The organism is Catenuloplanes japonicus, from assembly GCF_000717135.1.
GTDB classification, from domain to species: domain Bacteria; phylum Actinomycetota; class Actinomycetes; order Mycobacteriales; family Micromonosporaceae; genus Catenuloplanes; species Catenuloplanes japonicus.
In genome coordinates, this window is the sequence record NZ_JNXY01000009.1 from 123,576 (window position 1) to 148,978 (window position 25,403).

24 protein-coding genes are annotated in these 25,403 nt (G+C 70.1%); 17 read left to right on the forward strand and 7 right to left on the reverse strand.

Going from position 1 to position 25,403, the window contains the following annotated elements:
- Nucleotides 1-55 precede the first annotated feature (55 nt).
- Complete coding sequence (locus tag OP04_RS15485) at nt 56-982, forward strand: ATP-grasp domain-containing protein (protein WP_033340372.1); 927 nt, start codon at nt 56-58, stop codon at nt 980-982.
- Nucleotides 983-1,111: 129 nt separating this feature from the next.
- Nucleotides 1,112-4,303: a S8 family peptidase gene (locus OP04_RS15490; RefSeq protein WP_063746612.1), complete on the forward strand. Its 3,192-nt coding sequence runs from the start codon at nt 1,112-1,114 to the stop codon at nt 4,301-4,303.
- A gap of 15 nt (nt 4,304-4,318) precedes the next feature.
- Here OP04_RS15490 and OP04_RS15495 read toward each other — a convergent pair whose 3' ends face one another.
- The 6 genes from OP04_RS15495 to OP04_RS15520 all read right to left on the reverse strand — a co-directional run bounded on the left by OP04_RS15495 (nt 4,319) and on the right by OP04_RS15520 (nt 9,978).
- Nucleotides 4,319-5,689 (reverse strand): restriction system modified-DNA reader domain-containing protein, encoded by a 1,371-nt coding sequence (locus tag OP04_RS15495; RefSeq protein ID WP_033340373.1) that lies wholly within the window; start codon nt 5,687-5,689, stop codon nt 4,319-4,321.
- Nucleotides 5,683-5,925 (reverse strand): hypothetical protein, encoded by a 243-nt coding sequence (locus OP04_RS53330; protein ID WP_157239859.1) that lies wholly within the window; start codon nt 5,923-5,925, stop codon nt 5,683-5,685. The genes OP04_RS15495 and OP04_RS53330 overlap by 7 nt, the downstream gene beginning before the upstream one ends.
- Before the next feature lie 230 nt (nt 5,926-6,155).
- Nucleotides 6,156-7,091, reverse strand: a complete 936-nt coding sequence (locus tag OP04_RS15505; RefSeq protein WP_198153838.1) for a ParA family protein — start codon at nt 7,089-7,091, stop codon at nt 6,156-6,158.
- Between the two features lie 342 nt (nt 7,092-7,433).
- Complete coding sequence (locus tag OP04_RS15510; protein WP_033340376.1) at nt 7,434-7,988, reverse strand: hypothetical protein; 555 nt, start codon at nt 7,986-7,988, stop codon at nt 7,434-7,436.
- Complete coding sequence (locus OP04_RS15515; RefSeq protein ID WP_269746680.1) at nt 7,985-9,097, reverse strand: ParA family protein; 1,113 nt, start codon at nt 9,095-9,097, stop codon at nt 7,985-7,987. Before OP04_RS15515 ends, OP04_RS15510 begins: the two co-directional genes overlap by 4 nt.
- Before the next feature lie 20 nt (nt 9,098-9,117).
- A complete protein-coding gene (locus tag OP04_RS15520) occupies nt 9,118-9,978 on the reverse strand; it encodes a COX15/CtaA family protein (RefSeq protein ID WP_085066490.1) in 861 nt (286 codons plus the stop codon).
- Nucleotides 9,979-10,146: 168 nt separating this feature from the next.
- Here OP04_RS15520 and OP04_RS15525 point away from each other — a divergent pair, with 168 nt between their 5' ends.
- The 14 genes from OP04_RS15525 (at nt 10,147) to OP04_RS15590 (ending at nt 22,510) form a co-directional block, all read left to right on the forward strand.
- Entirely contained in the window at nt 10,147-10,887 is a 741-nt protein-coding gene (locus tag OP04_RS15525; RefSeq protein ID WP_408606760.1) for a helix-turn-helix transcriptional regulator, read from the forward strand.
- Nucleotides 10,884-12,314: a Fe-S cluster assembly protein SufB gene (sufB, locus tag OP04_RS15530; protein WP_033340378.1), complete on the forward strand. Its 1,431-nt coding sequence runs from the start codon at nt 10,884-10,886 to the stop codon at nt 12,312-12,314. Before OP04_RS15525 ends, sufB begins: the two co-directional genes overlap by 4 nt.
- A gap of 34 nt (nt 12,315-12,348) precedes the next feature.
- Nucleotides 12,349-13,479 (forward strand): Fe-S cluster assembly protein SufD, encoded by a 1,131-nt coding sequence (gene sufD, locus OP04_RS15535; RefSeq protein WP_033340379.1) that lies wholly within the window; start codon nt 12,349-12,351, stop codon nt 13,477-13,479.
- 9 nt (nt 13,480-13,488) lie between these two features.
- Nucleotides 13,489-13,815, forward strand: a complete 327-nt coding sequence (locus OP04_RS15540) for a non-heme iron oxygenase ferredoxin subunit (RefSeq protein WP_033340643.1) — start codon at nt 13,489-13,491, stop codon at nt 13,813-13,815.
- On the forward strand, nt 13,812-14,579 hold the full coding sequence (gene sufC, locus OP04_RS15545) for a Fe-S cluster assembly ATPase SufC (RefSeq protein ID WP_033340380.1): 768 nt from the start codon (nt 13,812-13,814) through the stop codon (nt 14,577-14,579). Before OP04_RS15540 ends, sufC begins: the two co-directional genes overlap by 4 nt.
- Before the next feature lie 17 nt (nt 14,580-14,596).
- On the forward strand, nt 14,597-15,889 hold the full coding sequence (locus OP04_RS15550) for a cysteine desulfurase (RefSeq protein ID WP_033340381.1): 1,293 nt from the start codon (nt 14,597-14,599) through the stop codon (nt 15,887-15,889).
- A 12-nt stretch (nt 15,890-15,901) separates the two neighbouring features.
- On the forward strand, nt 15,902-16,360 hold the full coding sequence (gene sufU, locus OP04_RS15555; protein ID WP_033340382.1) for a Fe-S cluster assembly sulfur transfer protein SufU: 459 nt from the start codon (nt 15,902-15,904) through the stop codon (nt 16,358-16,360).
- Between the two features lie 31 nt (nt 16,361-16,391).
- Nucleotides 16,392-16,829 (forward strand): metal-sulfur cluster assembly factor, encoded by a 438-nt coding sequence (locus OP04_RS15560; protein WP_033340383.1) that lies wholly within the window; start codon nt 16,392-16,394, stop codon nt 16,827-16,829.
- 75 nt (nt 16,830-16,904) lie between these two features.
- Nucleotides 16,905-17,648: an HAD family hydrolase gene (locus OP04_RS15565; RefSeq protein ID WP_033340384.1), complete on the forward strand. Its 744-nt coding sequence runs from the start codon at nt 16,905-16,907 to the stop codon at nt 17,646-17,648.
- Between the two features lie 507 nt (nt 17,649-18,155).
- On the forward strand, nt 18,156-18,788 hold the full coding sequence (locus tag OP04_RS15570) for a LysE family transporter (RefSeq protein WP_033340385.1): 633 nt from the start codon (nt 18,156-18,158) through the stop codon (nt 18,786-18,788).
- A 23-nt stretch (nt 18,789-18,811) separates the two neighbouring features.
- Entirely contained in the window at nt 18,812-20,230 is a 1,419-nt protein-coding gene (locus OP04_RS15575) for a bifunctional 3-(3-hydroxy-phenyl)propionate/3-hydroxycinnamic acid hydroxylase (protein ID WP_198153840.1), read from the forward strand.
- 68 nt (nt 20,231-20,298) lie between these two features.
- The gene (locus OP04_RS15580) at nt 20,299-21,225 is read left to right on the forward strand and encodes a hypothetical protein (RefSeq protein ID WP_157239865.1); all 927 of its coding nucleotides are present in this window, start codon (nt 20,299-20,301) and stop codon (nt 21,223-21,225) included.
- On the forward strand, nt 21,226-21,852 hold the full coding sequence (locus OP04_RS15585; RefSeq protein ID WP_232323603.1) for a sigma-70 family RNA polymerase sigma factor: 627 nt from the start codon (nt 21,226-21,228) through the stop codon (nt 21,850-21,852).
- Between the two features lie 13 nt (nt 21,853-21,865).
- Nucleotides 21,866-22,510 carry an acVLRF1 family peptidyl-tRNA hydrolase gene (locus OP04_RS15590; RefSeq protein WP_033340388.1) on the forward strand — a complete coding sequence of 215 codons (645 nt, stop codon included), beginning with the start codon at nt 21,866-21,868 and terminating at the stop codon, nt 22,508-22,510.
- Here OP04_RS15590 and ypfJ read toward each other — a convergent pair.
- The gene (gene ypfJ, locus OP04_RS15595; RefSeq protein ID WP_033340389.1) at nt 22,507-23,430 is read right to left on the reverse strand and encodes a KPN_02809 family neutral zinc metallopeptidase; all 924 of its coding nucleotides are present in this window, start codon (nt 23,428-23,430) and stop codon (nt 22,507-22,509) included. The two genes, OP04_RS15590 and ypfJ, sit on opposite strands and share 4 nt — an antisense overlap.
- Before the next feature lie 180 nt (nt 23,431-23,610).
- Here ypfJ and OP04_RS15600 point away from each other — a divergent pair, with 180 nt between their 5' ends.
- Nucleotides 23,611-25,209, forward strand: a complete 1,599-nt coding sequence (locus OP04_RS15600) for an ABC-F family ATP-binding cassette domain-containing protein (protein ID WP_033340390.1) — start codon at nt 23,611-23,613, stop codon at nt 25,207-25,209.
- The last annotated feature ends 194 nt before the right edge of the window (nt 25,210-25,403 follow it).

Here is a 25,403-nt window from a genome sequence, read left to right on the forward strand (position 1 = left end):
GGGCAGGCAGGACCCCGGGCGACCGGGCCGCACGATCCTCGCGCACGATCAGTGTGTGACAACCCAACCCTTCAACGACGCTGCGACCCGGGCTCAGCCCCGGGTCGCTGTCGTCACCGCCGAGGCATTCCCCGACCTGGAGCTCGACGACCGGCTGATCCTGGCGCCGCTCGCCACCGCCGGCATCGCCGCGGAGCCCGTGGTCTGGACCGACCCCGAGGCCGACTGGGCCGCCTACGACCTGGTGCTGCTCCGCTCGCCCTGGGACTACACGCTGCGCCGCGCCGACTTCCTGGCCTGGGTCGCGTCGATCCCGCAGCTGCTCAACCCGGCCGACGTGGTCGTCTGGAACACGGAGAAGACCTACCTGCGCGAGCTGGCCGCGGCCGGCGTCCCGGTCACCGAGACGCAGTGGGTCGGCGGCAGCGACGTCTGGACCGCGCCCGAGGCGGGGGAGTGGGTGGTCAAGCCCGCGATCGGTGCCGGCAGCGTGGACGCGGGCCGCTACGACTTCTCCGACCCGGAGCACCGCGAGCTGGCCGAGCTGCACGTGGAGCGCCTGCTGGCGGCCGCGAAGCTGGTGATGGTGCAGCCCTACCTCACCGCCGTGGACACGGAGGGTGAGACCGCGCTGCTCTACTTCACGGACCCGGTGACCGGGCGGCTCGCGTACAGCCACGCGATCCGCAAGGGACCCATGCTGACCGGCCCGGACACCGGCGTGGAGGGTCTCTACAAGCAGGAGCAGATCGACCCGCGGGTGGCCACCGAGGCGCAGCGGGCGGTGGCGGAGCGTGCGCTGGCCGCGATTCCCGGCGGTGACGAACGACTGCTCTACGCGCGCGTCGACCTGCTGCCCGGCCCCGGCGGCGACCCGATCGTGGTCGAGCTGGAGCTGACCGAACCATCCCTTTTCTTCGGTTTCGACCAGGACGCGGCGACCCGGTTCGCGGCGGCGGTTTCGGCCCACATCACCCGTTAGTGCACGTCTTTTCACCCCTTAGGGGCCTCAAAATCCCTCGTGGGTACGACGTGAGCGCGCACGTCGTACCCATGAGATTGACGCTTGTGAATGTTGCTTTTGCCTCCCTTCATGTGTTGTTGTCGATGAATGAGCGCTTCCCGACGACGTCTCCTGGTGCTACCGCTGTGCCTCGCCCTGGTGGCCGGCACACTCCGCGCCGCACCCGGCGCCGAGGCCGTGACCAGGGTGTCCACCCCCGCGATCGCCACGGAGACGCGCACGGTCACCCTGATCACCGGTGACCGGGTCACGGTCACGGACGGGGACAAGGTCGCGGTCACGCCGGGCGACGGGCGCGCGGGCACGGTCTTCGTCACCCGGCGGGACGGCGCGCAGATCACGGTGACGCCGCTCGACGCGCTCCCGATGGTCCGCACCGGCGCGCTCGACCCCCGGTTGTTCCAGGTCGGCACGCTGATCGAGTTCGGCTACGACGACCGGCGCGGCGACCTGCCGCTGATCGTGAGCTACGACGACGACGGTGGGAACACCCCGTTCCCTGTCATATCGGCGCCCGGCGCCACGGTCCGCGACGACCTTACCGAGGTGGACGCGGTGCTGCTCAGCACGGACAAGCGACGCCAGTCCGCGTTCTGGGCCGCGATCGTCGCGCCGGACCGCACGCTCGCGACCGGCCTCGGCACCATCTGGCTCGACGGCATCCGGCAGCCGACGCTCGCGCAGAGCGTGCCGCAGATCGGCGCGCCCGCGGCCTGGGCGGCCGGTCATCGTGGCGACGGCGTCACGGTCGCGGTGCTGGACAGCGGCGTCGACGACACCCACCCGGCGCTGACCGGCCGTGTCACCGGCCGGGCCAACCTCACCGACGGCGCCGAGGACGCGGCCGACCACACCGGCCACGGCACGCACGTCGCCTCCACCGTGGCCGCGGTCGCGCCCGGATCCGCGCTGCTGGACGGCAAGGTCTGCGTGGACGGCGGGTGCGCGGAGTCGTGGATCCTGGCCGGCATGGAGTGGGCGGCCGGCCAGGGCGCGGACGTGGTCAACCTCAGCCTCGGCGGCCCGGACACGCCCGGCACCGACCCGCTGGAGGCCGCGATCGGCACGCTGACCGGCACGCTCTTCGTGGTCGCGGCCGGCAACATCCCGGCCGACTCGTCCGTCACGTCCCCGGCCACGGCCGACGCGGCGCTGGCCGTGGGCGCGGTGGACAAGTCGGACGAACTGGCGGTCTTCTCCTCGCGCGGGCCGCGGATCGGCGACGGCGCGCTCAAGCCGGAGATCGTGGCACCGGGCGTGGACATCGTCGCCGCGCAGGCCGGCACCGGCGGCACGGTCGCGATGTCCGGCACCTCGATGGCCGCGCCGCACGTCTCCGGCGCGGCCGCGCTGCTGGCCTCGCAGCACCCGGGCCTGTCGCCGTCCGCGCTGCGCGCGCTGCTGGTCGGGAGCGCGCTGCCGCTGCCGGACATCCCGGTCCTCGCGCAGGGTGCAGGGCGCGTCGACGTGGCGCGGGCGCTGGGGCAGGCCGTGACGTCCGAGCCGCCCACGGTCAACCTCGGGCGGGCGGTGTGGCCGCACGGGGACGACCCGGTGATCACGCGTGAGGTGACGTACCGCAACACCGGCGCGGAGGATCTGCCACTCGACTTGTCCGTGGCGGGATTCCCGGCCGGGATGGTGACGGTCAGCCCGGCCACGCTGAGCGTGCCCGCGGGCGGCACCGCGACCGCGACCGTCACCGCGGACACCACGGTCGAGGGCGGGACAGGGCGGCTCAGCGGGCAACTGCTCGCGTCGGGCCTGCTGGTGACGCCGGTGTCGCTGGACCGGGAGGCGGAGAGCTACGACGTGACCGTGGCGCACGTGGGCCGGGACGGCGCGGCCGTGCCGGACTACAGCACGCTGCTGGCCGGCGCGGACGGCACGGTGGTGGCGTCACTGCCCGCCTCGCCGACCGGGATCGTGAGCGCCAGGGTGCCCGCGGGGTCGTACACGGTGATGACCGCGCTGGTCGGGCCCGGTCCGGACGGCGTCTACGGCGTGTCCGTGCTGGCCCGGCCGTCGCTGACGGTCGCGGGGAACGTGCGGGTCACGCTGGACGCGCGGCTGGCCGAGCCGGTGTCGGTGCGGGTACCGGCCGATTCCGCCGTCTCCCTCTTCGGCGAGGTCGCCACCACGCTGGTCACGCCGCTGCGCACGGTCGAGGTGGGCACGTTCGGCGGGTCGCTGGAGAGCTTCTTCGCCGGCGCGATCGGATCCTCGGCGGCGCAGCCCGGCTTCGTGGCCCGGGTCAGCTCCACCTGGTCTTCTACCGGGGGCGCTTACCTCCTGGGATGGCTGCGTCAGGGCACGATGATGACCGGTCTGTCCCGGGACGTCACCGCATCCTCGCTGGCCACCGTGCGCGCGGACCACGGCACCGCGCTCGCCGGACTCACCGGCCGGAAAATGGCGTGGCCGGTCCTGCCCGGCGTGATCATGGGCGGCTTCGCGCAGCCGATGACGTTCACGCTCCCGTCCGCCCGCACCGAGTACTACAACACCGACGGCGGCGCGTCCTGGTTCCGCTCACTCGACGAGATGGCCGAGGTCGACGGCGTCACCCAGGCCGTGACCAGCACGGTCGCGCCACCGCTGGCGTACCGGCCCGGCACCTCCGCGGAGAACTGGTCACGCGGCGTCTTCGCGCCCACGGTCGAGTCCCCGCCGTACGAGCACCAGTGGGTCACCCGCGACGGCGACACGCTGCGCGCACTCGCCCCGCTCTACGGCGACCCGTCCGGCCGCGCCGGCTACTCCTCGCTGGCCACCGGCACGGTCACGCTCACCCGCGACGGCGCCGCCCCGGACACCGCCGCCGGCGTGACCGCGGAGTTCACCGTCCCGCCCGCGCCGGCCCGGTACCGCCTGGAGGTCTCCGCCTCCCGCGGCGACCCGGCCCTGCTCTCCACGGACGTGCACGTGGCCTGGACCTTCACCTCCGCACACACCACGGAGCCGACCCGGATGCCACTCTCCACCGTCGGCTTCGCACCCCCGGTCGACGCCGCCAGCACCGCCCCCGCCGGCACCCGCGTCACGTTCCCGGTCACCGTCCACCGCCAGCCCGACTCCGCCGCCGCCGCGAACGCCCAGCTGACCGTCTCCGTCTCCTACGACGACGGCGCCCACTGGTCCGGCACCCCGGTCACCTCCGGCACCGTCACCCTCACCCACCCCGCGGCCCCCGGCTACGTCTCCCTGCGCGCCACCGCCACCGACACGTCCGGCAACACCGTCACCCAGACCGTCATCCGCGCGTACCGTACGGCCTGACCCGCGCCGGGTCTGTCAACCCGCTAGGCGGCGCAGCGTCGCGTTCATGTTGCGCAGCAACAGGACGGTGTCCTCGGGTAGCGGATCCGGGTTGAAGTGCATCACCTTGTTCCGGATTTTTCGGATTTCGTCCAGGCGGGCGATGAACGCCTTGCGGTCCAGCCGCCAGTCGAGACGCTGCCACTGCACCTCGCTCTCCAGGACCCGCTGGTAATCACCCATCGACATCTCGTCGAAGCCGTTGACCCGCGAGTTGCAGAGCGCCTTGACGTCGTCGAGCTCGATGCGCGCCGCGATGGCCTTGCGCAACGCGCGGTCCAGGTCGCCGATCAGGATGAACGGGTTCGCCGTCGTCGTGTAGCGGTCGACGATGTCGTACGTCGTGACGATGCCCGCGATCTCGCTCTTCTCGTTCTTGACGAAGACGAAGCCGGACTTGTGGACCCGATCGAGTGCCTCGAAGAGATCCCAGTCGTACGGCACCGCCTGCGCGTCGATCATCGCGTCCGCCAGCCGTGCGTCCGGGTTCCGCTGCCGGGCCTGGCCGATGGACTGCCACGTCACCGCGCCCCGCAGCTGGTGCCGGCCGGACATGACCGCCAGCTGTGACCAGTCGTTGAGCGACATCGTGGTCACGGCCTCGTCCAGAGACCCGGTCGGGGACACGCTCCCGATCCCCTTTAACGGCGTCAGGTTGCCGACCGTCAGCCAGGCGTGATGGAGCGCCTCGTCCTCCTCGTCGACATCGGGGAGCACTGTCACCTCGACCTCCGGCGCCGTCTGCTCCTCGGGATCCTGCGCGGCGGTGATCATCTGGACCTCGGCGTCCAGCGTCACGCTGCGGAAACCGGGGCGGGTGGCGAGGCCGTGGTTCGCGAGATCCGCCTCGATGCGGCTGACCTGATCTCCCCGGTCCTGCGCACCCCAGAGCGACAGCAATTCGCGCACCGTGATCGTCTCCGGCCGATGCTCGTCGGCACGTCTGCGCAGCTCCCGAAGCCGTTCGTGCACGCGGGAGGGCTGGGCCCCGTCCGGGTCCGTGGCCGCCGCGGGCGTGTCAGCGACGGCCTTGTCGAGGAACTCCTGACGCAGGGCATCCAGCGACCGGCGCTCCGGCTCCACCACCCACGCACGCCAGCCATCCAGCACCCGGGTGTTCGCCGCAGCCACCGCGGCCCGCGACGGCGACTGGAACTCCTCGCCCGAATCGAGCCTGATGCGCCCCGTCTCCGTAACGGTCGCCCGGTGAGATTCGCGCATGCGAGGGCGGTTGAAGCTCAGCTCCGTGTTGGGAACGAGAAGGCCCGCATCGATCAGATCGCGGATGACGACCCGCCGCCCATCGATCAGATACGTTGTCCGAGTGGAGCGGCCCGGCGTTACCACGAGGCCAGCCCGGTGAACGTACGTCGCGCGCCGATCGCGTGCCGGACGATCTGCGTGAGCAGCTTGTCCGTGGTCATGCTCCCACTACCGTCGATCTTGAGAGCCTTCGCGATTAGCTTGCGGTCCTCGTTGTTCCGGGCGACCTCACCCAGGTAGGCGAGCCCTTCGGACTCGGTCTTCAGGCCTCGAAGCTTGTCCGCGATCGCCGCCGCCTCCTGGCCGTTGATCGTTGGCATCGTCCTCTTCCTGGATGAGCCGGGCGCCTTCTTGCCCGCTGCTCTGACCTCCGCCACCGGTGTGAGGACGGGGGGAACCGGATCCGGCTCTGCGTTGGCGGCGGACGACGGGACGAAGGCCAGCCGGACATGTCCCTCGGCGAAAGCGACGACCTGCTCCTCGGGCTGCCTCACGAGGAAGCCGAGAACTCCGTGCAGCAGGCGGAGACTGCTCATCAGGGGCGACGGGCTCATCGGCTTTGTCCCTTCTCGGCGAGCGAAGCGATGAACTCCTCGGTCAGCGCCTTCAATTCGACGGTGGATGGATTACTCGGCGAGCCGCGGAGAACCGCAGGAACGCCACTCTCGCCGGCATCGGCGAAGAACGTCGGACCATTCCGGACGGACGTGTCGAGAACGCGGGCGAGATTTTGTGCGCGCACCTGTTCCATTTGATTGCGTTGCGCGGTTACGGGCTGCCCGATCTGATGCTGTGTCATTGTGAAGACGACGCCGGCGATCTGTGGAGAAATGGAACGTCTATGATTTCCTGCGTCTGACTGATGTGTCGCATGCTTGTTGAAATTGTTGACCAGCTTTTGAAGGCTGGACACCATGTAGGCGATCCCGAGTGTGGACAGGTAATCCGGCTTGGCCGGTACCAGTACGTGGTCACTGGCGACGATCGCGGTCTTGGTCACAAGCCCGAAGTTCGGCGGACAGTCGATCATTATGAGGTCGTATTCGCGGAACGCGGGCGCCCGCAGCGCCTCGGCAAGGCAATCGTGCACCTGCAGGTATCTGCGGGTAGACGAGTCGAAGTCGTGATGGCTGTTGAGAATGGCGCCGAGCTGCAGGTCGATGTCGATGAGGCCCAGGTGGGAGGCGATGAGATCCAGCCTTCCGCCGCTGTCCGCCAGGTGCTCGTTCACGCGTGGTGGAGTCAGCACGAGTTCCGGAAGCGAAATCTTCTGACCCGGAAGGTCGGCGTCGAACCAGCTCTTTATGGTCAGGTTCTCGCGAAGGTCATCCTGCCACTCGGCGCCGGTGTAGAAGGATAATGTCAAGTTCGCCTGTGGATCCAGATCGATCATGAGAACGCGATGACCATGGCTTGCTGTCTCTGCCGCGATGTTTGCGGTCAGAGTTGTTTTTCCGACGCCGCCTTTGTAGTTCATCACGGACACGACATGCACAGGACACCCCCGGATAGGTGCTGAAGCTACTGGCCCCGGGGCACTATAGGCGGCATGTGGATGGTGAGGTGAACGGTCAAGTGGCAGCCTTCGCAGATGACGCGAAAATCCTGTCCGGCGCGGGTGGTATTTAGGGAATGAGTCGGCTTTTCATTCATCCAAATCATCTGTTCGGCGCAGTCGTTCCGGCTGTTCCAGCGGACCGTGATCGCCGTCGCCACACCCGCTGCTGGAAAAGATCTTCTTCAAGGGTGCGGGCCGGGAGAGTCTCGATCGAACTACCACACCTTGATCAACGGGGCATTCGTCGCTCAACCGACCTGATGCGCAGTGCTACCAGGAGGACAGCCCGGCGAACGTGCGCCGCGCCCCGATCGCATGTCGCAGGATGACCGTTGTGAGCGGGTCCTTGGTCATGCTGCGCGTGCCCTCGATGCCCAGCGCGGCCGCGACCGCCTTTCGAGCGTCGACCTTCCGGGCCACCCTGTCGAGGTAGGCCAGACCTTCGACTTCGGTCTCGAAGGTCCGCAAGGTCGCCGCGATCGAGGCTGCCTCCTCGTCGCTCATCACGGTCTTGACGGCGGATGCGGCCTTCGCGGGCGGCGGGCCGGGCTTCGGCCGCGGCGGGACCGGCTTCGGGACCGGCCGGGACGCAGGCTGGGGATCTAGCTCGGGCTCAGTCGCGGATCCGGGAGCGGGTGCGGGAGCCGCCGTGGGCGTCTGCACCGGAGCCGGATCGGCCCCGTGCTGGTGGGGGATCGGGGAGACGAAGGCGAGGTGGGCGCGGCCCTCGGTGAAGGCGACCACCCGCTCCTCCGGCTGCCTGACCAGGAAGTCGAGCACGCCGTGGGCCAGGCGCAGCAGGCCCATCAGGGAGGACGCGGTCATCGGGGGAGTCCCTTCTCGTGGAGCGCGGACAGGATCTCGTCGGTCAGCGCGCGGAGTTCGACGGTCAGCAGGTCGGACTGGGCGCCGCGGAGGACCGCGGGGACGCCGCTCTCGCCGGCCTCGGCGAAGTAGCGCGCGCTGTTGCGGACGGTGGCCCGGAATACGCGGGTGATGCCTTCCGCGTAGACCTGGGCGATCTGATTCCGCTGTGCGTTGATCGGGCGGCCGTCGTGAATGTGGGTCATCGTGAATACGGCGCCGGCGATCTCCGGGGCGACGTGCCGGGTCGGATATCCGAGCGCGGTCGCCCGGTCGGCCATCGTATTGAATTCCTCGACCAGGTGGTGAAGGCTGCCGACCATGTAGCCGATGCCGAGCGTGGACAGATAGTCCGGCTTCGCCGGCACGATGATGTAGTCGCTCGCCGCGATGGCCGCCTTGGTGACCAGTCCGAAATTCGGCGCGCAGTCGATCAGCACCAGATCGTAGGTCTGGAAGAACGGATCGCGCAGCGCCTCGCCGAGCGCGCCGTGCACCGCGAGGTAGCCGAGCGCGGGGTCGCGCCCGTCGTGCAGTGCCATCGCGAGCTGCAGGTCGATGTCGATCAGCCCCAGGTGGGAGGCGATCATGTCGAGCTGGCCGAGGTGCTTCTTCAGCACGTCGTTGACGCGCGGCGGCGTGAGCACGAGGTCGCGCAGCGGCACGTCCCGGCCCGGCGGCCGGCTGTCGAACCAGCGCTTGATCGTGCGCGCCTCGCGCAGATCCTCGTGCCAGTCCGCGGCCGAGTAGAACGAGAACGTCAGGTTCGACTGGGGATCCAGATCGACGGTGAGAACGCGATATCCGAGCCGTGCCGTCTCGGCCGCGAGATTGGCGGTGAGGGTCGTCTTCCCGACGCCGCCTTTGTAATTCATGACCGACACGACTCGCACGCGCAACCCCTGATGAGCAATGAGCAACCGACCCGGCCCGAGTGTAGGCGGGACGCGGACGGTGCCATTCCGGTCGCGAGCGCGACAGGGGTGATATGCGAGCGGGAAAAGACCCGATCGGGTCTTTCCGGACCACGGCGGAACCGCCGGCCCGCGGGAGCAACGCTGCCGGGCCACGCCGGAAGCGGGAAAATGAATTAGATCTTCATCTGTTCCGGTGACCGTGTCGCGTGGAGGGCGTGGAGCGTGGCGATCCAGACCAGGCAGGCGCCGATCATGTGGAGGCCGACCAGGATGATCGGGAGGTGCGTGAAGTACTGCACGAAGCCGATCAGGCTCTGGGACAGCTCGACGGCGATCAGGATGAGTGCGGGGCGGGCCGGGGCGCCGGAGAGGCGGGCGGCGAACCAGAACGCGATGGACAGGCCGATGAGCAGCATGACCAGGTCCACGTGGAGCTGCGAGATCATCTCGGGGTCGAGGTGGTTGCGCTTGACGCCGCCGTCGCCGGAGTGCGGGCCGGAGTTGGTGACGATGACGCCGACGACCACGACCGCGAGGCTGACGCCGGTGATCACCCAGGCGAGGCGGCGCAGCAGCGCGGGCGGCGGGGTGATGATCGGGTCGTCGACCACGCGGCGGTAGAACAGGTACGCCGTGGTGATGACGAAGATCGAGCCGAGGAAGTGCAGGCCGACCACCCACGGGTTGAGGTTGGTCAGCACCGTGATGCCGCCGATCACGCCCTGCATCGGCAGGCCGATCAGCGTGACCAGGCCGAGCACGACCAGCGGGCGGCGGCGCGGGCGCTCGAGCACGGCGGCGGCCAGCGCGGCGATCGCGATCGCGATGACCACGAACGTGAGCAGCCGGTTGCCGAACTCGATGACGCCGTGCACGCCCATCTCGGGCGTGGTGGTGTACGAGTCGTCCGTGCACTGCGGCCAGGTGGGGCAGCCCAGGCCGGATTTGGTGAGCCGCACCGCGCCGCCGGTGCCGACGATCCCGACGTTCGCGATGAGCGAGGCCAGGCCGAGCCCTCGCAACCATCTATCCATATTCCGGATATTTCCGGGTAAAGTGGCGGGCGCGATTTCGTCGATACGACTCACGACGTGGAATCCTACGCAGCGTCGTAGACGCATGTTCACCCCGGTGGCAGGGCTCACGGGTGGGGCGGTTTGCGGGTGCGCCACGAAATACGTAACACTGGCGTAGTGAAAAACCTGGAGCTGCTGCCCGAGAGCGTGACGGAGGCCGACCCGGCCGCCGGTACGCCGGACGGGCGCACCCGGGACAAGATCACACAGCTGCTGCTGGAGCGCGGTGGCGCCACCGCCGCCGAGGTCGGCCGCGCGCTCGGGCTGAGCGCCGCCGGCATCCGCCGCCACCTGGACGCGCTGCTCGCGGACGGTGACGTGACCACCCGCTCGTCCGGCGGCGCCCCGCGCGGCCGTGGCCGTCCCGCCAAGGTCTTCCTGCTCACGGACGCGGCCCGGCTGCGCTGCGGCACGCACGCCTACGACAACATCGCGTCCGCCGCGCTGCGGTTCATCGCGGCGCGCAGTGGCGACCAGGCGGTCACCGAGTTCGCCGAGGCGCAGGTCTCCGCGCTGGAGCAGCGCTGCCGCGCGGCCATGGAGGGCGCCGGCGACGACCCGATGGCCAGGGCGGAGGCGCTGGCCGCCGTGCTGACGGACGAGGGCTACGCTGCCAACGCGACGACGATCGCGACGGGTGGGCAGCTGTGTCAGCACCACTGCCCGGTGGCGCACGTGGCCGCCGAGTTCCCCCAGCTCTGCGAGGCGGAGACGGCGGTCATCTCCCGCCTGATCGGCACCCATGTGCAGCGTCTCGCCACCATCGCCCACGGCGACGGGGTGTGCACCACGCATATCCCGTCGTCAGCAGGGCACGCAGGTAAGAACATCTCGAAGAAGAACTCCACTGTGAGGACAGATCGATGACGGACCAGATCGTGCAGCCGATCAGCCAGGAGGAGCACCTCGCCGCACTCGGAAAGTACGAGTACGGATGGGCTGACTCGGACGCCGCCGGTGCGGCGGCGCAGCGTGGCTTGTCCGAGGCGGTGGTGCGGGACATCTCCGCGAAGAAGAGCGAGCCCGAGTGGATGCTCGACCTGCGCCTGAAGGGCCACCGGCTCTTCGGCCGCAAGCCGATGCCGAACTGGGGCGCCGACCTGACCGGCATCGACTTCGACAACATCAAATACTTCGTGCGGTCGACCGAGAAACAGGCCTCCAGCTGGGAGGATCTGCCCGAGGACATCAAGAACACGTACGACAAGCTCGGCATCCCGGAGGCGGAGAAGCAGCGCCTCGTCGCCGGCGTCGCCGCGCAGTACGAGTCCGAGGTCGTCTACCACGCGATCCGTGAGGATCTCGAGGAGCAGGGCGTCATCTTCGTCGACACCGACTCCGCGCTCAAGGAGCACGAGGAACTGTTCCGGGAGTACTTCGGGACGGTCATCCCGGTCGGCGACAACAAGTTCGCGGCGCTGAACACGGCGACCTGGTCCGGCGGCTCGTTCATCTACGTGCCGAAGGGCGTGCAGGTCGAGATCCCGCTGCAGGCCTACTTCCGGATCAACACGGAGAACATGGGCCAGTTCGAGCGGACGCTGATCATCGCCGACGAGGGCTCGTACGTGCACTACGTCGAGGGCTGTACCGCGCCGATCTACTCGTCCGACTCGCTGCACAGCGCCGTCGTCGAGATCATCGTGAAGAAGAACGCGCGGGTCCGCTACACGACCATCCAGAACTGGTCGAACAACGTCTACAACCTGGTCACCAAGCGCGCCGTCTGTCACGAGGGCGCGACCATGGAGTGGATCGACGGCAACCTGGGCTCCAAGGTCACCATGAAGTACCCGGCGGTCTACATGACCGGCCCGCACGCCAAGGGCGAGGTGCTCTCCGTGGCCATGGCCGGCGAGGGCCAGCACCAGGACGCCGGCGCGAAGATGGTGCACGCGGCGCCGAACACGTCGTCCAGCATCATCTCGAAGTCGATCGCCCGGGGTGGCGGCCGCACGTCGTACCGCGGCCTGGTCCAGGTCCTGGAGGGCGCGAACCAGTCGAAGTCGACCGTGAAGTGCGACGCGCTGCTGGTCGACACGATCTCCCGGTCGGACACGTACCCGTACGTCGACATCCGCGAGGACGACGTGTCCATGGGGCACGAGGCGACGGTCTCGAAGATCAGCGACGACCAGCTCTTCTACCTGATGAGCCGCGGCCTGACCGAGGACGAGGCCATGGCGATGATCGTGCGCGGCTTCATCGAGCCGATCGCCAAGGAACTCCCGATGGAGTACGCGCTGGAGCTCAACCGCCTGATCGAGCTGCAGATGGAAGGCGCCGTCGGTTAATTCCGGCGCATTACGGATCAAGAGCTAGGACGAGATGACTGCTGAAGCCATAGCGCCGCCGAAGACCAAGTCGCAGGCGTTGCGCTCCTACGATGTCGCGGACTTCCCGGCGCTGACCGGCCTGGAGGAGGACTGGCGGTTCACGCCGCTCAAGCGCCTCCGCGGGCTGGCCGGTGCCACGGAGGCGATCGGCGGCGGGGTCAACGTTGAGCTGAGCACGCAGACCGAGGGCCTGACCGTGACGACGGTGGAGAGCGCCGAGAAGGTGCTGACCCCGTTCGACCGGATCAGCGCGCTCGGCTACGGCGCCGCCACCGAGGTCACGCTGATCGAGATCGCCAAGGACGCGGTGATCAAGGAGCCGGCCGTCGTCACGGTGACCGGCACCGGCGTCGAGGGCCTGCACGCCACGCGTACCCAGATCACCGTGGGCCGGTTCGCCGAGGCCTCGCTGGTGCTCTGGCAGCAGGGCTCGATCACGCTGGCCGACAACGTCGAGGTCGTGATCGCGGACGGCGCCAGGCTCAACCTGGTCACGGTGGCGGACTGGGCGGCCGACGCGGTCCAGGCCCAGCACATCAAGATCCGTCTCGGGCGGGACGCGCGCGTCGTGCACACCCAGGTGACGCTCGGCGGTGACCTGGTCCGGCAGTTCACCAGCGTGGAGTACACGGAGCGTGGCGGCGACGCCGAGCTCTACGGCCTCTACTTCGCGGACGCCGGGCAGCACCAGGAGCACCGCCAGCTCATCGACCACAGCGTGCCGGACTGCCGCAGCTACGTCGGCTACCGCGGCGCGCTGCAGGGTGCGGACTCGCACACGGTCTGGGTCGGCGACGTGCTGATCCAGGCCGAGGCGACCGGCACGGACACGTACGAGATCAACCGGAACCTGGTGCTCACGGACGGCGCCCGCGCCGACTCGGTACCGAACCTGGAGATCGAGACCGGCGAGATCGCCGGCGCGGGCCACGCCAGCACCACCGGCCGGTTCGACGACGAGCAGCTGTTCTACCTGATGGCCCGGGGCATCCCGGAGGACGAGGCCCGCCGCCTGGTGGTCCGCGGATTCTTCGCCGAGATCCTGCACAAGATCCCGGTGGAGGATCTGCGGGAGCGTCTCGGCGACGCCATCGAGGCCCGGCTCGCCAGGTCAGGAGCATAAATGCCGGCGATGGTACGGGTGGCAGCCGCCGCCGACCTCGCCAAGGGAACGGCGATGGCGGTGGAGGTCGAGGGCGTCCCGCTCGCGGTCGTGCACACGGACGACGACGAGTTCCACGCCGTCCACGACGAGTGCACGCACGCCACCATCCCGCTCTCCGAGGGCGAGGTCGACGGCTGCACGCTCGAGTGCTGGCTGCACGGCTCCCGCTTCGACCTGCGCACCGGCGAGCCCAGCGGCCTGCCCGCCACCGAACCGGTGGCCGTCTTCCCCGTCGAGATCCGCGACGGGGACATCTACGTCGATCTGAATCCGAGTAATGGAGTAACGCTTTGAGCACCCTGGAGATCCGCGACCTGCAGGTGTCGGTCAAGCTGCCCGAGGGCGAGCTCAAGCCGATCCTGCGCGGCGTCGACCTGACCGTGCGGTCGGGCGAGACGCACGCCATCATGGGCCCCAACGGCTCGGGCAAGTCCACGCTGGCCTACTCGCTGGCCGGCCACCCGCGGTACCAGGTCACCGGCGGCACGGTCACGCTCGACGGCGTCGACGTGCTGGAGATGACCGTGGACGAGCGGGCCCGCGCCGGCCTGTTCCTCGCCATGCAGTACCCGGTCGAGGTCCCCGGCGTGTCCGTGGCGAACTTCCTGCGCACCGCGAAGACCGCGATCGACGGCGAGGCGCCGAAGCTGCGCACCTGGGCCGGCGAGCTGCGCGGCGCCATGGAGAAGCTGCAGATGGACCCCGCGTTCGCCCAGCGCAACGTGAACGAGGGCTTCTCCGGCGGTGAGAAGAAGCGCCACGAGATCGTCCAGCTGGAGCTGCTCAAGCCGAAGATCGCCATCCTGGACGAGACCGACTCCGGCCTCGACGTGGACGCGCTGCGCGTGGTCTCCGAGGGCGTCAACCGCGTCCGCGAGACCGGCGACACCGGCCTGCTGCTGATCACGCACTACACCCGCATCCTGCGCTACATCAAGCCGGACTTCGTGCACGTCTTCGTCAACGGCAAGATCGCCGAAGAGGGCGGTCCCGAGCTGGCGGACAAGCTCGAAGACGGCGGTTACAAGCAGTACACCGAGGCCGCGGCCGCGATCTAGATTTCCGAAGGAGCCTGATGTCGACCGCCGCGATTCCGCAGGGCATGCCTCAGTACGAGGACAAGCCCCGGTTCGACGTGGAGAAGGTCCGCGCCGATTTCCCGATGCTCGACCGTGAGGTCAACGGGCACCGCATGGTGTACCTGGACAGCGGCAACACGTCGCAGAAACCCCGCCAGGTACTCGAGGTCATGCAGGCGCACCTGGAACGGCACAACGGGAACGTGTCCCGGTCCGTCCACACGGTCGGCACCGAGGCGACCGAGGCGTACGAGGGAGCGCGTGCGAAGGTCGCGCGCTTCATCAACGCGCCCAGCGTCGACGAGGTGGTGTTCAGCAAGAACGCCACCGAGTCGATCAACCTGGTGGCCTACTCGTTCTCCGACCGCGCCGACGACCCGCGCTTCCGGATCGGTCCGGGCGACGAGATCGTCATCTCGGAGATGGAGCATCACTCCAACATCGTGCCGTGGCAGCTGCTCTGCGAGCGCACCGGCGCGAAGCTGCGCTGGTTCTCCATCACCGACCAGGGCCGGCTCGGGCTGGACAAGCTCGAAGACCTGATCAACGAACGCACCAAGATCGTGTCGTACGCGCTGGTCTCCAACACGCTCGGCACGATCAACCCGACGTCCGCGATCACCACCCGGGCCAAGCAGGTCGGCGCGCTGGTCATGCTGGACGCGTCCCAGGCCGTGCCGCACATCCCGGTCGACGTCCAGGATCTGAACGTGGACTTCATCGCGTTCACCGGCCACAAGATGTGCGGCCCGACCGGCGTCGGCGTGCTCTGGGGCAGGTACGAGCTGCTCAACGCCATGCCACCGTTCCTCGGCGGCGGGTCGATGATCGAGACCGTGTCGATGAGCGGCTCCACGTTCGCGGCGCCGCCGGCCCGGTTCGAGGCCGGCACGCCCCCGATCGTGGAGGTGGTGGGACTCGGTGCGGCCGTGGACTACCTCTCCGGCATCGGCATGGAGGCCATCGCCTGGCACGAGAAGGAGCTCACCACCTACGCGCTGGACGCGCTCCTGGCCGTGCCCGGCCTGCGGATCTTCGGCCCGGAGACGCCGGTCGGCCGCGGCGGCACGCTCTCCTTCGCGCTCGACGGCGTGCACCCGCACGACGTCGGCCAGGTGCTGGACTCGGTCGGTGTCGAGGTGCGCGTCGGCCACCACTGCGCCCGCCCGGTCTGCGCCCGGTTCGGCGTTCCGGCCATGACGCGTGCGTCGTTCTATCTATACACGACCACCGAGGAGGTCGATGCCCTCGTGCGCGGCCTCGACCAGGTGCGGAAGATATTCGGCTGAGGGGCGTAAGCGATGCGGCTTGACCAGCTGTACCAGGAGATCATCCTGGACCACTACAAGCACCCGCACGGACGCGGGCTGCGCGACCCGTTCGGCGGGGAAGCGCACCACGTGAACCCGACGTGTGGCGACGAGGTCACCATGCGTGTCGCCGTGGATTCCGCCGGCGTGCTCTCCGACATCTCGTACGACGGGCAGGGCTGCTCGATCAGCCAGGCGTCCGCCAGCGTGCTGCACGAGCTGCTGCGCGGCCGCCGGGCCGACGAGGCCGCGCGCGTGCACGAGGCGTTCGCGGAGCTCATGGGCGGCCGCGGCGCAGTCGAGCCCGACGAGGATCTGCTCGGTGACGGCGTCGCGTTCGCCGGCGTCGCCAAGTACCCGGCACGCGTGAAGTGCGCGCTGCTGCCCTGGATGGCGTTCAAGGACGCGGCGGCCCGTGCCGGCGTCGCCGTGACCTCGCCCGCCGCCTGAACCGCTTGCCTTCCTGACACGAGGTGCCCTGATGACCGATACCCCTGCCCCCGCCTCGCTGTACGACGACGACGCCACCGTCTCGCCGTCGAAGACCACCACCGCGGAGGCCACGGCCGCCGCCGTCGCCCCCGGCACCGTGGACCCGAAGCTGGTCGCGGACATCGAGGAGGCGATGAAGGACGTCGTCGACCCCGAGCTCGGCATCAACGTCGTCGACCTCGGCCTGATCTACGGCGTCTACGTCGACGCGGAGAAGGTCGCCACGCTGGACATGACGCTGACGTCCGCGGCCTGCCCGCTGACCGACGTGATCGAGGACCAGACCCGGAGCGCGCTGATGAGCGGCCCGGACGGCGGTCTGGTGAGCGATGTCCGGATCAACTGGGTGTGGCTGCCGCCGTGGGGCCCCGACAAGATCACTGATGAGGGTCGTGACCAGCTGCGCTCGCTCGGCTTCAACGTCTGATCTCCTCCGGTGCCCGGCACGTCCGGGCACCGGCCGCTTTGGACCTACTGGCGCTCACATGTCAGGATCAAGGCCGTGTTGATCAGGCCACGGGCACTGCTGCTCGACTTTCACGGGGTGATCGGCCGCGCGGAGGCCCACCCCGACCGCGAGGACGCGTTCATCGAGGTCCTCGCCCGGATCGCCGGGCCGTCCGTGCCCGCCGACCGCATCCGCGCGGACCACGCCGCCGGCCGGGTGGCCTACCGTGAGTGGCGGGACGCCATGTCCCGGCCGTCCGCCCCGGTGGAGCTCTCCCAGCAGGAGTTCTGGACGGAGTACGTGGCCGCCGACTGGCCGGAGAAGGCGCGCGACGCGGTCCGCGCCAGCGCCGAGGTGCTCAGCCGCCTCTGGCTGATCGACAACAACGAGTGGACGCTGCTGCCCGGCATCGTCGAGCTGGTCCAGTCCGTGGTCGACGCCGGACTGCCGGTCGCGGTGGTCAGCAACACGCTCTGCGGCGCCGCGTTCCGCGAGATCATCGCCCGCTCGCCGCTCGACGGCGCGTTCGGCGCGGAGATCTACAGCGACGAGGTCGGCGTCCGCAAGCCCAACCCGGCCATCCTCAAGCACGCGGCCGACCGCCTCGGCGCGGACCTGGCCCACGCCTGGTTCGCCGGCGACAAGCTCGACCGGGACATCCTGTGCGGCCGTCGCGCCGGCGTCGGCGCCACCATCCTGATGTCCGCCGAGCCGATCCCGCACCCCTGGATCCAGCCCCACACCAACGTCGCCGACGCCGACGGCCTGCAGAAACTCGTCCAGGCCTACCTGACCTAGCGTTCCTCCGCCGGGCCGCAGCCCAATCACCAGCGAGAACCGGCCTGCGGCCAAGAGCATCAAAGCCAGATTTTCCCACTTCGCGGTGGTTGCGGTCCGCATGCTCCCGCGGGCACCGGTCGTCGCTGGCGCTCCTCCCTGCCGGTCCCGCGCGGCACCGGATCAGAGCCAGAACCAGGCGGCCCCCACGCCCCGGCGGGGGAGCGGTAGCCGGCACCGACGGCAAGCGTTGCCCGGTCCTGGCGGTGGGCGTTGCCCGGTCCTGGTGGTAGGCGGTAGCTGGCCCTGGCGGTGGGCGTCGGCTGGTCCTGGCGGTGGGCGGTAGCTGGTCCTGGCCGGTGGGCGCTGACTGGCCCCGGGGAAAAGCGGTAGCCCGGTGTGCCCGGCGGAGGGCAGCATCAGGCGTATGACCGAGACGAAGCGCCCGCAGCTCCCTGTCGCGACGGCCACCCGGCCCGCGCGACAGCAGCGCTGCCCGGCGCCGGCCTCGGCCCACCATCTCCGGCGATGAGCGCGGCGCTGGTGGCCGGCCTGATCGCCGGATACGGCGTCGCGGTGCCGGTCGGGGCGATCGCGGTCCTGATCGCCGGGCTCGCGGCCCGCACGTCGCTGCGCGTGGGCGCGGCCGCCGCGCTCGGCGTGGCGACCGCGGACGGGCTCTACGCTGCGGTCGCGGTCACCGGCGGCGCCGCGCTGGCCGGGCTGATCGCGCCGGTGACCGTACCCCTGAGGTGGTTTGCGTCTTTTGTCCTTATCGGACTCGCGGCGTGGACCGCGGTCACCGCGATCCGCCACCACCGTGACCCGGTCCGCGCCGCGCGGCCCGGCGGAAGGACCGCGCCGGCCACACCGGTCCGTGCCTACGGCGGCATCCTCGCGCTGACGCTGCTCAACCCGATGACGGTCGTCTACTTCGGCGCGCTGGTGCTGGCCCGGCGCGCCACCGGGGACCTGCCGCCCGGCGAGGCGGTCGCGTTCGTGCTCGGCGCGTTCGGCGCCTCGGCGAGCTGGCAGCTGCTGATCGCGGCCGGTGGCTCGCTGGTCGGGCGCGCGCTGACCGGGCGCCGGGGACGGTTGACGACCGCGCTCGCCTCCGCCGCGCTGATCGTCGCGCTGGCCGTGCACACGCTGGCCGGCTGAGGTTATATGGCGAGGTGGAGCCGGTGCTGGTGGTGGGGGCGGGGCCGACGGGGCTGACCGTCGCGATCCTGCTGGCCCAGCGCGGCATCCCGGTGGTCGTGGTCGAGCGGCACGCCGAGCCCTACCCGCTGCCGCGCGCCGTGCACCTGGACGACGAGGGCCACCGGATCCTGCAGTGGGCCGGCGTGGCCGAGGGGTTCAGCGCGATCAGCCGGCCCGCGCTCGGCCTGCGGATTGTGGACGCGCGGCTGCGGACGCTGGCCGAGTTCCGCCGGGACAGCCCGGTCGGCGTGCACGGCTGGCCGCAGGCCAACATGTTCGACCAGCCGGCGCTGGACGCGTTGCTGCGCGACCGCCTGGCCGCGCTCCCGCACGCGGAGCTGCGGACCCGCACCGAGCTGGTCGACCTGGCTCATCGGAACGCCCTATTAAAAGACGAAAAAGGCGGATATAAGCAGGCGGCCAGCGCGATCCTCGCCTGCGACGGCGCGCACTCCACGGTCCGGCGGCTGATCGGCGCGACCAGCACCGACCTGGGATACACCGAGCAGTGGCTGGTCGTCGACGCGTCCGGCTGCGGCGGCCCGGCCCACTGGCCCGGCGTCCACCAGGTCAGCGATCCCCGGCGCGCGGCCACGTTCATGCAGATCGGCGACGACCGGTTCCGCTGGGAGTTCCGGCTGCTGCCCGGCGAGACCGCCGACGCTCCCGACCTCGGCACGCTGCTGGCACCCTGGACCGGCGGCGCGGCGCTCACGATCCGGCGGCGGGCCGCGTACACGTTCCGGGCCCGGATCGCGGACCGCTGGCGGCACGGACGCGTGTTCCTGCTCGGCGACGCGGCCCACGAGACGCCGCCGTTCATCGGGCAGGGGCTCGGCGCCGGCCTGCGCGACGCGGCGAACCTGGCCTGGAAGCTCGAACTGGTGCTGACCGGCCGGGCCGGCGACGCGCTGCTCGACACGTACGAGCGGGAGCGCCGCCGTCCCGCGCTGCGCCTGATCCAGGCCGCGCGCCTGCTCGGCGCCGCGATGACCGGCGGGCAGGACCGGGCCGCGGCCGTCCGGCGGAGCGTGCTGGCCGCGGCCTGCCGGGTGCCCGGCTTCACCGCGGCCGGCCTGCGCGGGATCGCGCCGCTGGTCGGGCCGAGCGCGCTGCGCCCGCGTGGCAGCCGCGCGCCGATCGGCCGCTGCCTGCCGCAGCCCCGCGTCCGTCACCGCGGCCGGGAGATGCTGCTGGACGACGTGCTCGGCACCGGATTCGCCGTGATCACGTCACAGGAAGGGAGGGCCCGGCGCTGGGCCGACGAACTCGGCGCCCGGATCGTGGACCCCGCGGAGATCGAGGACGACAGCGGCACGCTGCGGAGGTGGGCGCCCCCGGGACGTACCCTCGTGATCCGCCCTGATCGTCTGATCGTGAGCGCGCGTCACAGATTCTGAGAAATCGTGTCACCGAATCACGCCGCGCGGAGTCTCCCTAGCGTCGGCCAGCAGAGGAAAACACGCCAGTGACACATGAACTTCGGAGGCTTCTCGAAGAGGAGCTCGCCGGCGAGACACCACCACCGCTCGGTGACGTCGTCCGGGTGTCCGTCGACTCGGGGCGACGCGTCCGCCGCCGGCGCCGGGTGTTCGCCGGGGCCGGCGGCGGTACCGCGGCCGCCGTGCTCGCCGTCGCCGGCCTGCTGGCGCTCGGCACGCCGTCCGCCCCCTCCGGGCAGGCCGCCGAGGCCCCGTCACCGACGTCGATGACCGTGACCGGCCCGCTGCCGTCGCCGTCGGCGACCACCCCGCGCTGCGTGATGCCGGAGCCGTCCCGGTCCGTCGCCGAGACCGGGAAGGAGACCGAGGAGAAGACCGGGGAGAAGGCCACGGCGTCCTGCCCGGACGAGCTGGTGAAGCTGGACCTGAGCATCCCCTACGTGCGGCCGACCGCGGACGGCGAGGTCGGCCCGACCACGCCCTCGTCCGCGCTGGAGCTGCTCACCGAGCTGCTGCCGAAGGGCAAGACCGACGGCTTCGGCTACCTGCCGGACGGCTACGCCTCCGTGCAGACGTACCTCGACCGCGGCGACGGTCCCGGTATGATCCGCGTCTATGTCGGCAGCGTGGCGGAGCCCGCGGCGTGTTACCCGGAGCAGACCTGCGCCGAGCTGGACGGCATCGGCCTGCTGCTGGTGGAGCACAACCCGACGGACTGCACCCGGTTCATGGCGGTCACGCTGCAGCGTGCGGACGGCGTCGAGGTCACGCTGCAGATCGCGGACTGCCTGATGTGGGACGGCGAGCGGAACCCGGCCGGCACCATCGTGCTGAGCCTCCAGGAGGCCGTGACCGTGGTGCTGAACCCGGCGTGGGGGCCGACCATGCCGCTCTCGCTGATCAAGTCGGGCCAGTTCAGCCACCCCGAGCTGAACCCGATTGTTGGAGGCTGAGTGACCAGCGTTTCCGGCAACTACGTCCTGGCGGCGCCGGTCGTGGCTCCCTCCGCGCCACCGCAGCCCCCGGCCGAGTCCGGCGTCCGCCGCCTCCTGCGCACCGGCAGAGCGCGGACCGCGCGCCAGGAGCAGGAGGACGAGTACGTCGAGTTCGCCCAGGCCATGGCGGAACGGCTGCGGCGCACCGCGTTCCTGATGTGCCGGGACTGGCACCTGGCGCAGGACCTCACCCAGATCACGCTCACCAAGATGTACGTGTCCTGGAAACGCCTGCACGGCACCGTCAACGTGGAGGCGTACAGCCACAAGGTGCTGATGAACGCGCTCTTCGACCACCGCCGCAAGGGCAACCGCGAGTTCGTCGGCATCTCCGTCGCGGACGGCCCCGCCACCGAGCCCGGCCCCGAGCTGCGCATGACGCTGCTGGAGGCGCTCGGCACGCTGCCGGAACGGGACCGCGCAATCGTGGTGCTGCGCTACTGGGAGGACCACAGCGTGGAGACGGTCGCCGAGGTCATGGGCGTCACCACCACGGTGGTCAAATCGCAGAGCAAACGCTGCCTGGAGCGGCTCCGCCGGCTGCTCGGCGACCACCGCGCGCTGCTGCTGGAGGAGAACGACTAGCTAGGCTGTCACCATGCGTGCGCGACCCGCCGCGGGCGGCGGCCGTCAGGTCGAGGTGGTCCCCGGCCGCCTGACCCGATGGCTCGACAACTTCACCGCCAGACACGGTCAACCCCTGACAAGCATGCGGGGGTACGCCGTGCGCCTCGAAGCCCCGGACGGCGCGACCGCGGAGCTGCACGCCCCGCCGGGCGCACCCCGGTCGGGCGATGTCGAGGACTTCCTGGCCGCCGCCGTCGCGCCCCGGCCGCTCGGCCTGCTGCTGGCGCGCAAGTCCGCCGTGGCGGTCGGCTACGCGGTCGGCGACGAGCTGCGCGAGTCGAAGGTCGACACCAGCTACGTGCAGTCGCGGACCGCGGCCGGCGGCTGGTCGCAGCAGCGGTTCGCCCGGCGGCGGGACAACCAGGCGAAGGCCGCGGCCGGGGACGCGGTCGACATCGTGGTGCGGCTGTTGCTGCCGCGGGTCTCCTCACTGACGGCGCTGGTGACCGGCGGGGACCGGAAGACGGTCGAGACGATCCTGGCGGACCGTCGTCTGGAGCCGCTGCTGGCGCTGCGCGCGGAGCGTTTCCTGGACGTGCCCGAGCCCCGGCACGCGGTCCTGGTGGCCGCGCTGCCCGAGGCTCGGGCCGTGACGATCCTGGTGCAGGATCCCTAGAGCGCGCTGCCGAACGTGTCGCAGGACTTCGGGCCGCCGCTGTCGTAGCCGGTGCGGAACCACTTCTGCCGGTCCGCGGACGAGCCGTGCGTGAACGCGGCCTCGTCGACCGGGTTGCCGGACTTCTTCTGCAGCGTGTCGTCGCCGATCGCGGCCGCGGTGTCCAGGCCCTCCTGGATGTCCTTCTCCGTGATGCTTTTGAAGATCTTCTGCCCGCTCGCGTCGTCCGTGCCGGTCGCGTTCTTCGCCCAGGCGCCCGCGTAGCAGTCGGCCTGCAGCTCCAGCTTCACGGAGAGCTCGTTCGCCGCGCCCGGGTCGCGTTCCTGGCCACGGCGCATCTCCGCCTCCGTGCCGAGCAGATCCTGCACGTGGTGGCCGTACTCGTGGGCCAGCACGTACGGCTGGGCGAACTCGCCGGGCGCGCCGAGCTGGTCCGCGAGCTGACGGTAGAACGACAGGTCGATGTAGACCAGGTCGTCGGCCGGACAGTAGAACGGGCCGACGCCGGAGTCCGCGTTGCCGCACCCGGTGCTCACGGCCTGCTCGAAGAAGACGGTGTCGGACTCGGTGTACTGATCGCCGAAGTGCTGCGGCAGCGCGTCCTTCCAGTAGTCCTGGATCGAGTTCACGTACAGCACGTTGCGGCACTCCAGCTGCTCCAGCTTGGCCGACCCGCTGCACTCCTGGGACAGCGACTCCCCGGAGCCGCCGCCGCTGTCCGACGACCCGTCGCCCATCGAGTTGAGGCCGACGCCGCCGCCGATGAGCGAGATCACCAGGAAGACCGCGAATCCGATCCACGCGCCCTTGCCGCCGCCGATCGGGATCGGGATGCCGGACAGGCCGCCGCCACCGCCGCCGCTGCCTCGGCGATCGGTGACCTGGTCCGTGTCGACCTGCGCATTCTCGTTGAGCTCCATCTGCCGGCTCCACTCATCGATCAGGGGGTGGCCTGGACGTACCCGTTGATCTTGGAAATCAATCCGGAGCAGTGCGCGTGGGGTCGTCGGTACACTGAAGGTTGGTGCTCCGCCTCGGCGGAGCTTCTCTCTGTGCCGGGCTCGGTCCGGCCCGGTTTTCCATCGAGAGTGAGTCACCGCATGATCACCGCCACCGGCCTGGAGCTACGTGCCGGAGCTCGAATTCTGCTGTCCGAGGCGAATCTGCGGATTCAGCCGGGCGACCGGATCGGCCTGGTCGGCCGCAACGGGGCCGGCAAGACCACATCACTCAAGGTGCTGGCCGGCGAGGGCCAGCCGTACGCGGGGAAGGTCGAGCGCAAGGGCGAGGCCGGCTACCTGCCGCAGGACCCGCGCACCGGCGACCTCGGCGTCACCGCCCGTGACCGCGTGCTCTCCGCCCGCGGCCTGGACGCGATCCTCCGCGAGATGAACGAACTTCAGGAGAAGCTGGCGTACGACACGGATGACCGCCTGGTCCGCCGGTACGGCGCGCTGGAGGACCAGTTCTCCGCGCTCGGCGGCTACGCGGCCGAGGCCGAGGCGGCCCGCATCTGTGCGAACCTCGGGCTTGAGGACCGCATCCTGGCGCAGACCATCGGCACGCTCTCCGGCGGTCAGCGCCGCCGCATCGAGCTGGCCCGCATCCTGTTCCGCGACGCCGGCGACAGCGGCATCCTGCTGCTCGACGAGCCCACCAACCACCTCGACGCCGACTCGATCAACTGGCTGAAGAGCTTCCTCTCCGCGCACAAGGGCGGCCTCGTGGTCATCTCCCACGACGGCGCGCTGCTGGAGGCCGTGGTCAACAAGGTGTGGTTCCTGGACGCCACCCGGTCCGTCGTCGACCAGTACAACCTGGGCTGGAAGGCGTACCTGGAGCAGCGCGAGACGGACGAGCGCCGTCGTAAGCGCGAGCGGGCCAACGCGGAGAAGAAGGCCGGTGCGCTGATGGCGCAGGCCGACAAGATGCGGGCCAAGGCCACCAAGACCGTCGCCGCGCAGAACATGGCGAAGCGCGCGGAGCGGCTGCTCGGCGGCCTGGAGGAGGTCCGGTCCGCGGACCGGGTGGCGAAGGTGCGCTTCCCCGCGCCCGCGCCGTGCGGCAAGACGCCGCTCACCGCGTCGAACCTGTCGAAGTCGTACGGCTCGCTGGAGATCTTCACGGACGTCAGCGTGGCGGTGGACCGCGGCTCCAAGGTTGCGATCCTCGGCCTGAACGGCGCGGGCAAGACCACGCTGCTGCGCATGCTCGGCGGCCTGCTGGCGTCCGACACCGGTTCGGTGAACCCCGGGCACGGCCTGCGCCTCGGCTACTACGCGCAGGAGCACGAGACGCTGGACGTGGACCGCACGATCCTGGAGCACATGCGCAGCGCCGCGCCCGACCAGAGCGACACGGAGCTGCGGAAGATCCTGGGCGCGTTCCTGTTCAGTGGCGACGACGTGAACAAGCCGGCCGGCGTGCTCTCCGGCGGTGAGAAGACGCGTCTCGCGCTCTCCACGCTGGTCTGCTCCGGGGCGAACGTGCTGCTGCTCGACGAGCCCACGAACAACCTCGACCCGGCCAGTCGCGAACAGGTGCTGGACGCCATCGCGAACTATCCGGGTGCCATCGTGCTCGTGACCCACGATCCGGGTGCCGTGCTCGCTCTCAAGCCCGATCGCGCGATTCTTCTGCCGGACGGTGACGAGGACGCGTGGAGCGACGACCTCCTGGAGCTTGTGGAACTCGCCTGAGCCGCAGCTAATCCCACGTTTTGCAGTTCCCGCGCGTGGAATTGGCGCCGAAAGTTTCAGTGACGGTAGGTATTGACGCCCTCCCGTGTCGGCGGCGACACGGGAGTGTGAAAATCTTGGCACACTCCGTGGTGCCCCCGATGTACGGCCGACGATGCCGCACCGGACCGGCCACACCAAGAATGTGCAGGTAC

Coding starts and splice junctions, on each gene's coding strand:
- OP04_RS15490 (WP_063746612.1), top strand. CDS start 1,112: ATGAGCGCTTCCCGACGACGTCTCCTGGTGCTACCGCTGTGCCTCGCC.
- OP04_RS53330 (WP_157239859.1), bottom strand. CDS start 5,925: ATGCCAACGATCAACGGCCAGGAGGCGGCGGCGATCGCGGACAAGCTT.
- OP04_RS15510 (WP_033340376.1), bottom strand. CDS start 7,988: ATGACCGCGTCCTCCCTGATGGGCCTGCTGCGCCTGGCCCACGGCGTG.
- OP04_RS15520 (WP_085066490.1), bottom strand. CDS start 9,978: ATGGATAGATGGTTGCGAGGGCTCGGCCTGGCCTCGCTCATCGCGAAC.
- sufB (WP_033340378.1), top strand. CDS start 10,884: ATGACGGACCAGATCGTGCAGCCGATCAGCCAGGAGGAGCACCTCGCC.
- sufD (WP_033340379.1), top strand. CDS start 12,349: ATGACTGCTGAAGCCATAGCGCCGCCGAAGACCAAGTCGCAGGCGTTG.
- OP04_RS15540 (WP_033340643.1), top strand. CDS start 13,489: ATGGTACGGGTGGCAGCCGCCGCCGACCTCGCCAAGGGAACGGCGATG.
- OP04_RS15550 (WP_033340381.1), top strand. CDS start 14,597: ATGTCGACCGCCGCGATTCCGCAGGGCATGCCTCAGTACGAGGACAAG.
- sufU (WP_033340382.1), top strand. CDS start 15,902: ATGCGGCTTGACCAGCTGTACCAGGAGATCATCCTGGACCACTACAAG.
- OP04_RS15560 (WP_033340383.1), top strand. CDS start 16,392: ATGACCGATACCCCTGCCCCCGCCTCGCTGTACGACGACGACGCCACC.
- OP04_RS15570 (WP_033340385.1), top strand. CDS start 18,156: ATGAGCGCGGCGCTGGTGGCCGGCCTGATCGCCGGATACGGCGTCGCG.
- OP04_RS15590 (WP_033340388.1), top strand. CDS start 21,866: ATGCGTGCGCGACCCGCCGCGGGCGGCGGCCGTCAGGTCGAGGTGGTC.
- ypfJ (WP_033340389.1), bottom strand. CDS start 23,430: ATGGAGCTCAACGAGAATGCGCAGGTCGACACGGACCAGGTCACCGAT.
- OP04_RS15600 (WP_033340390.1), top strand. CDS start 23,611: ATGATCACCGCCACCGGCCTGGAGCTACGTGCCGGAGCTCGAATTCTG.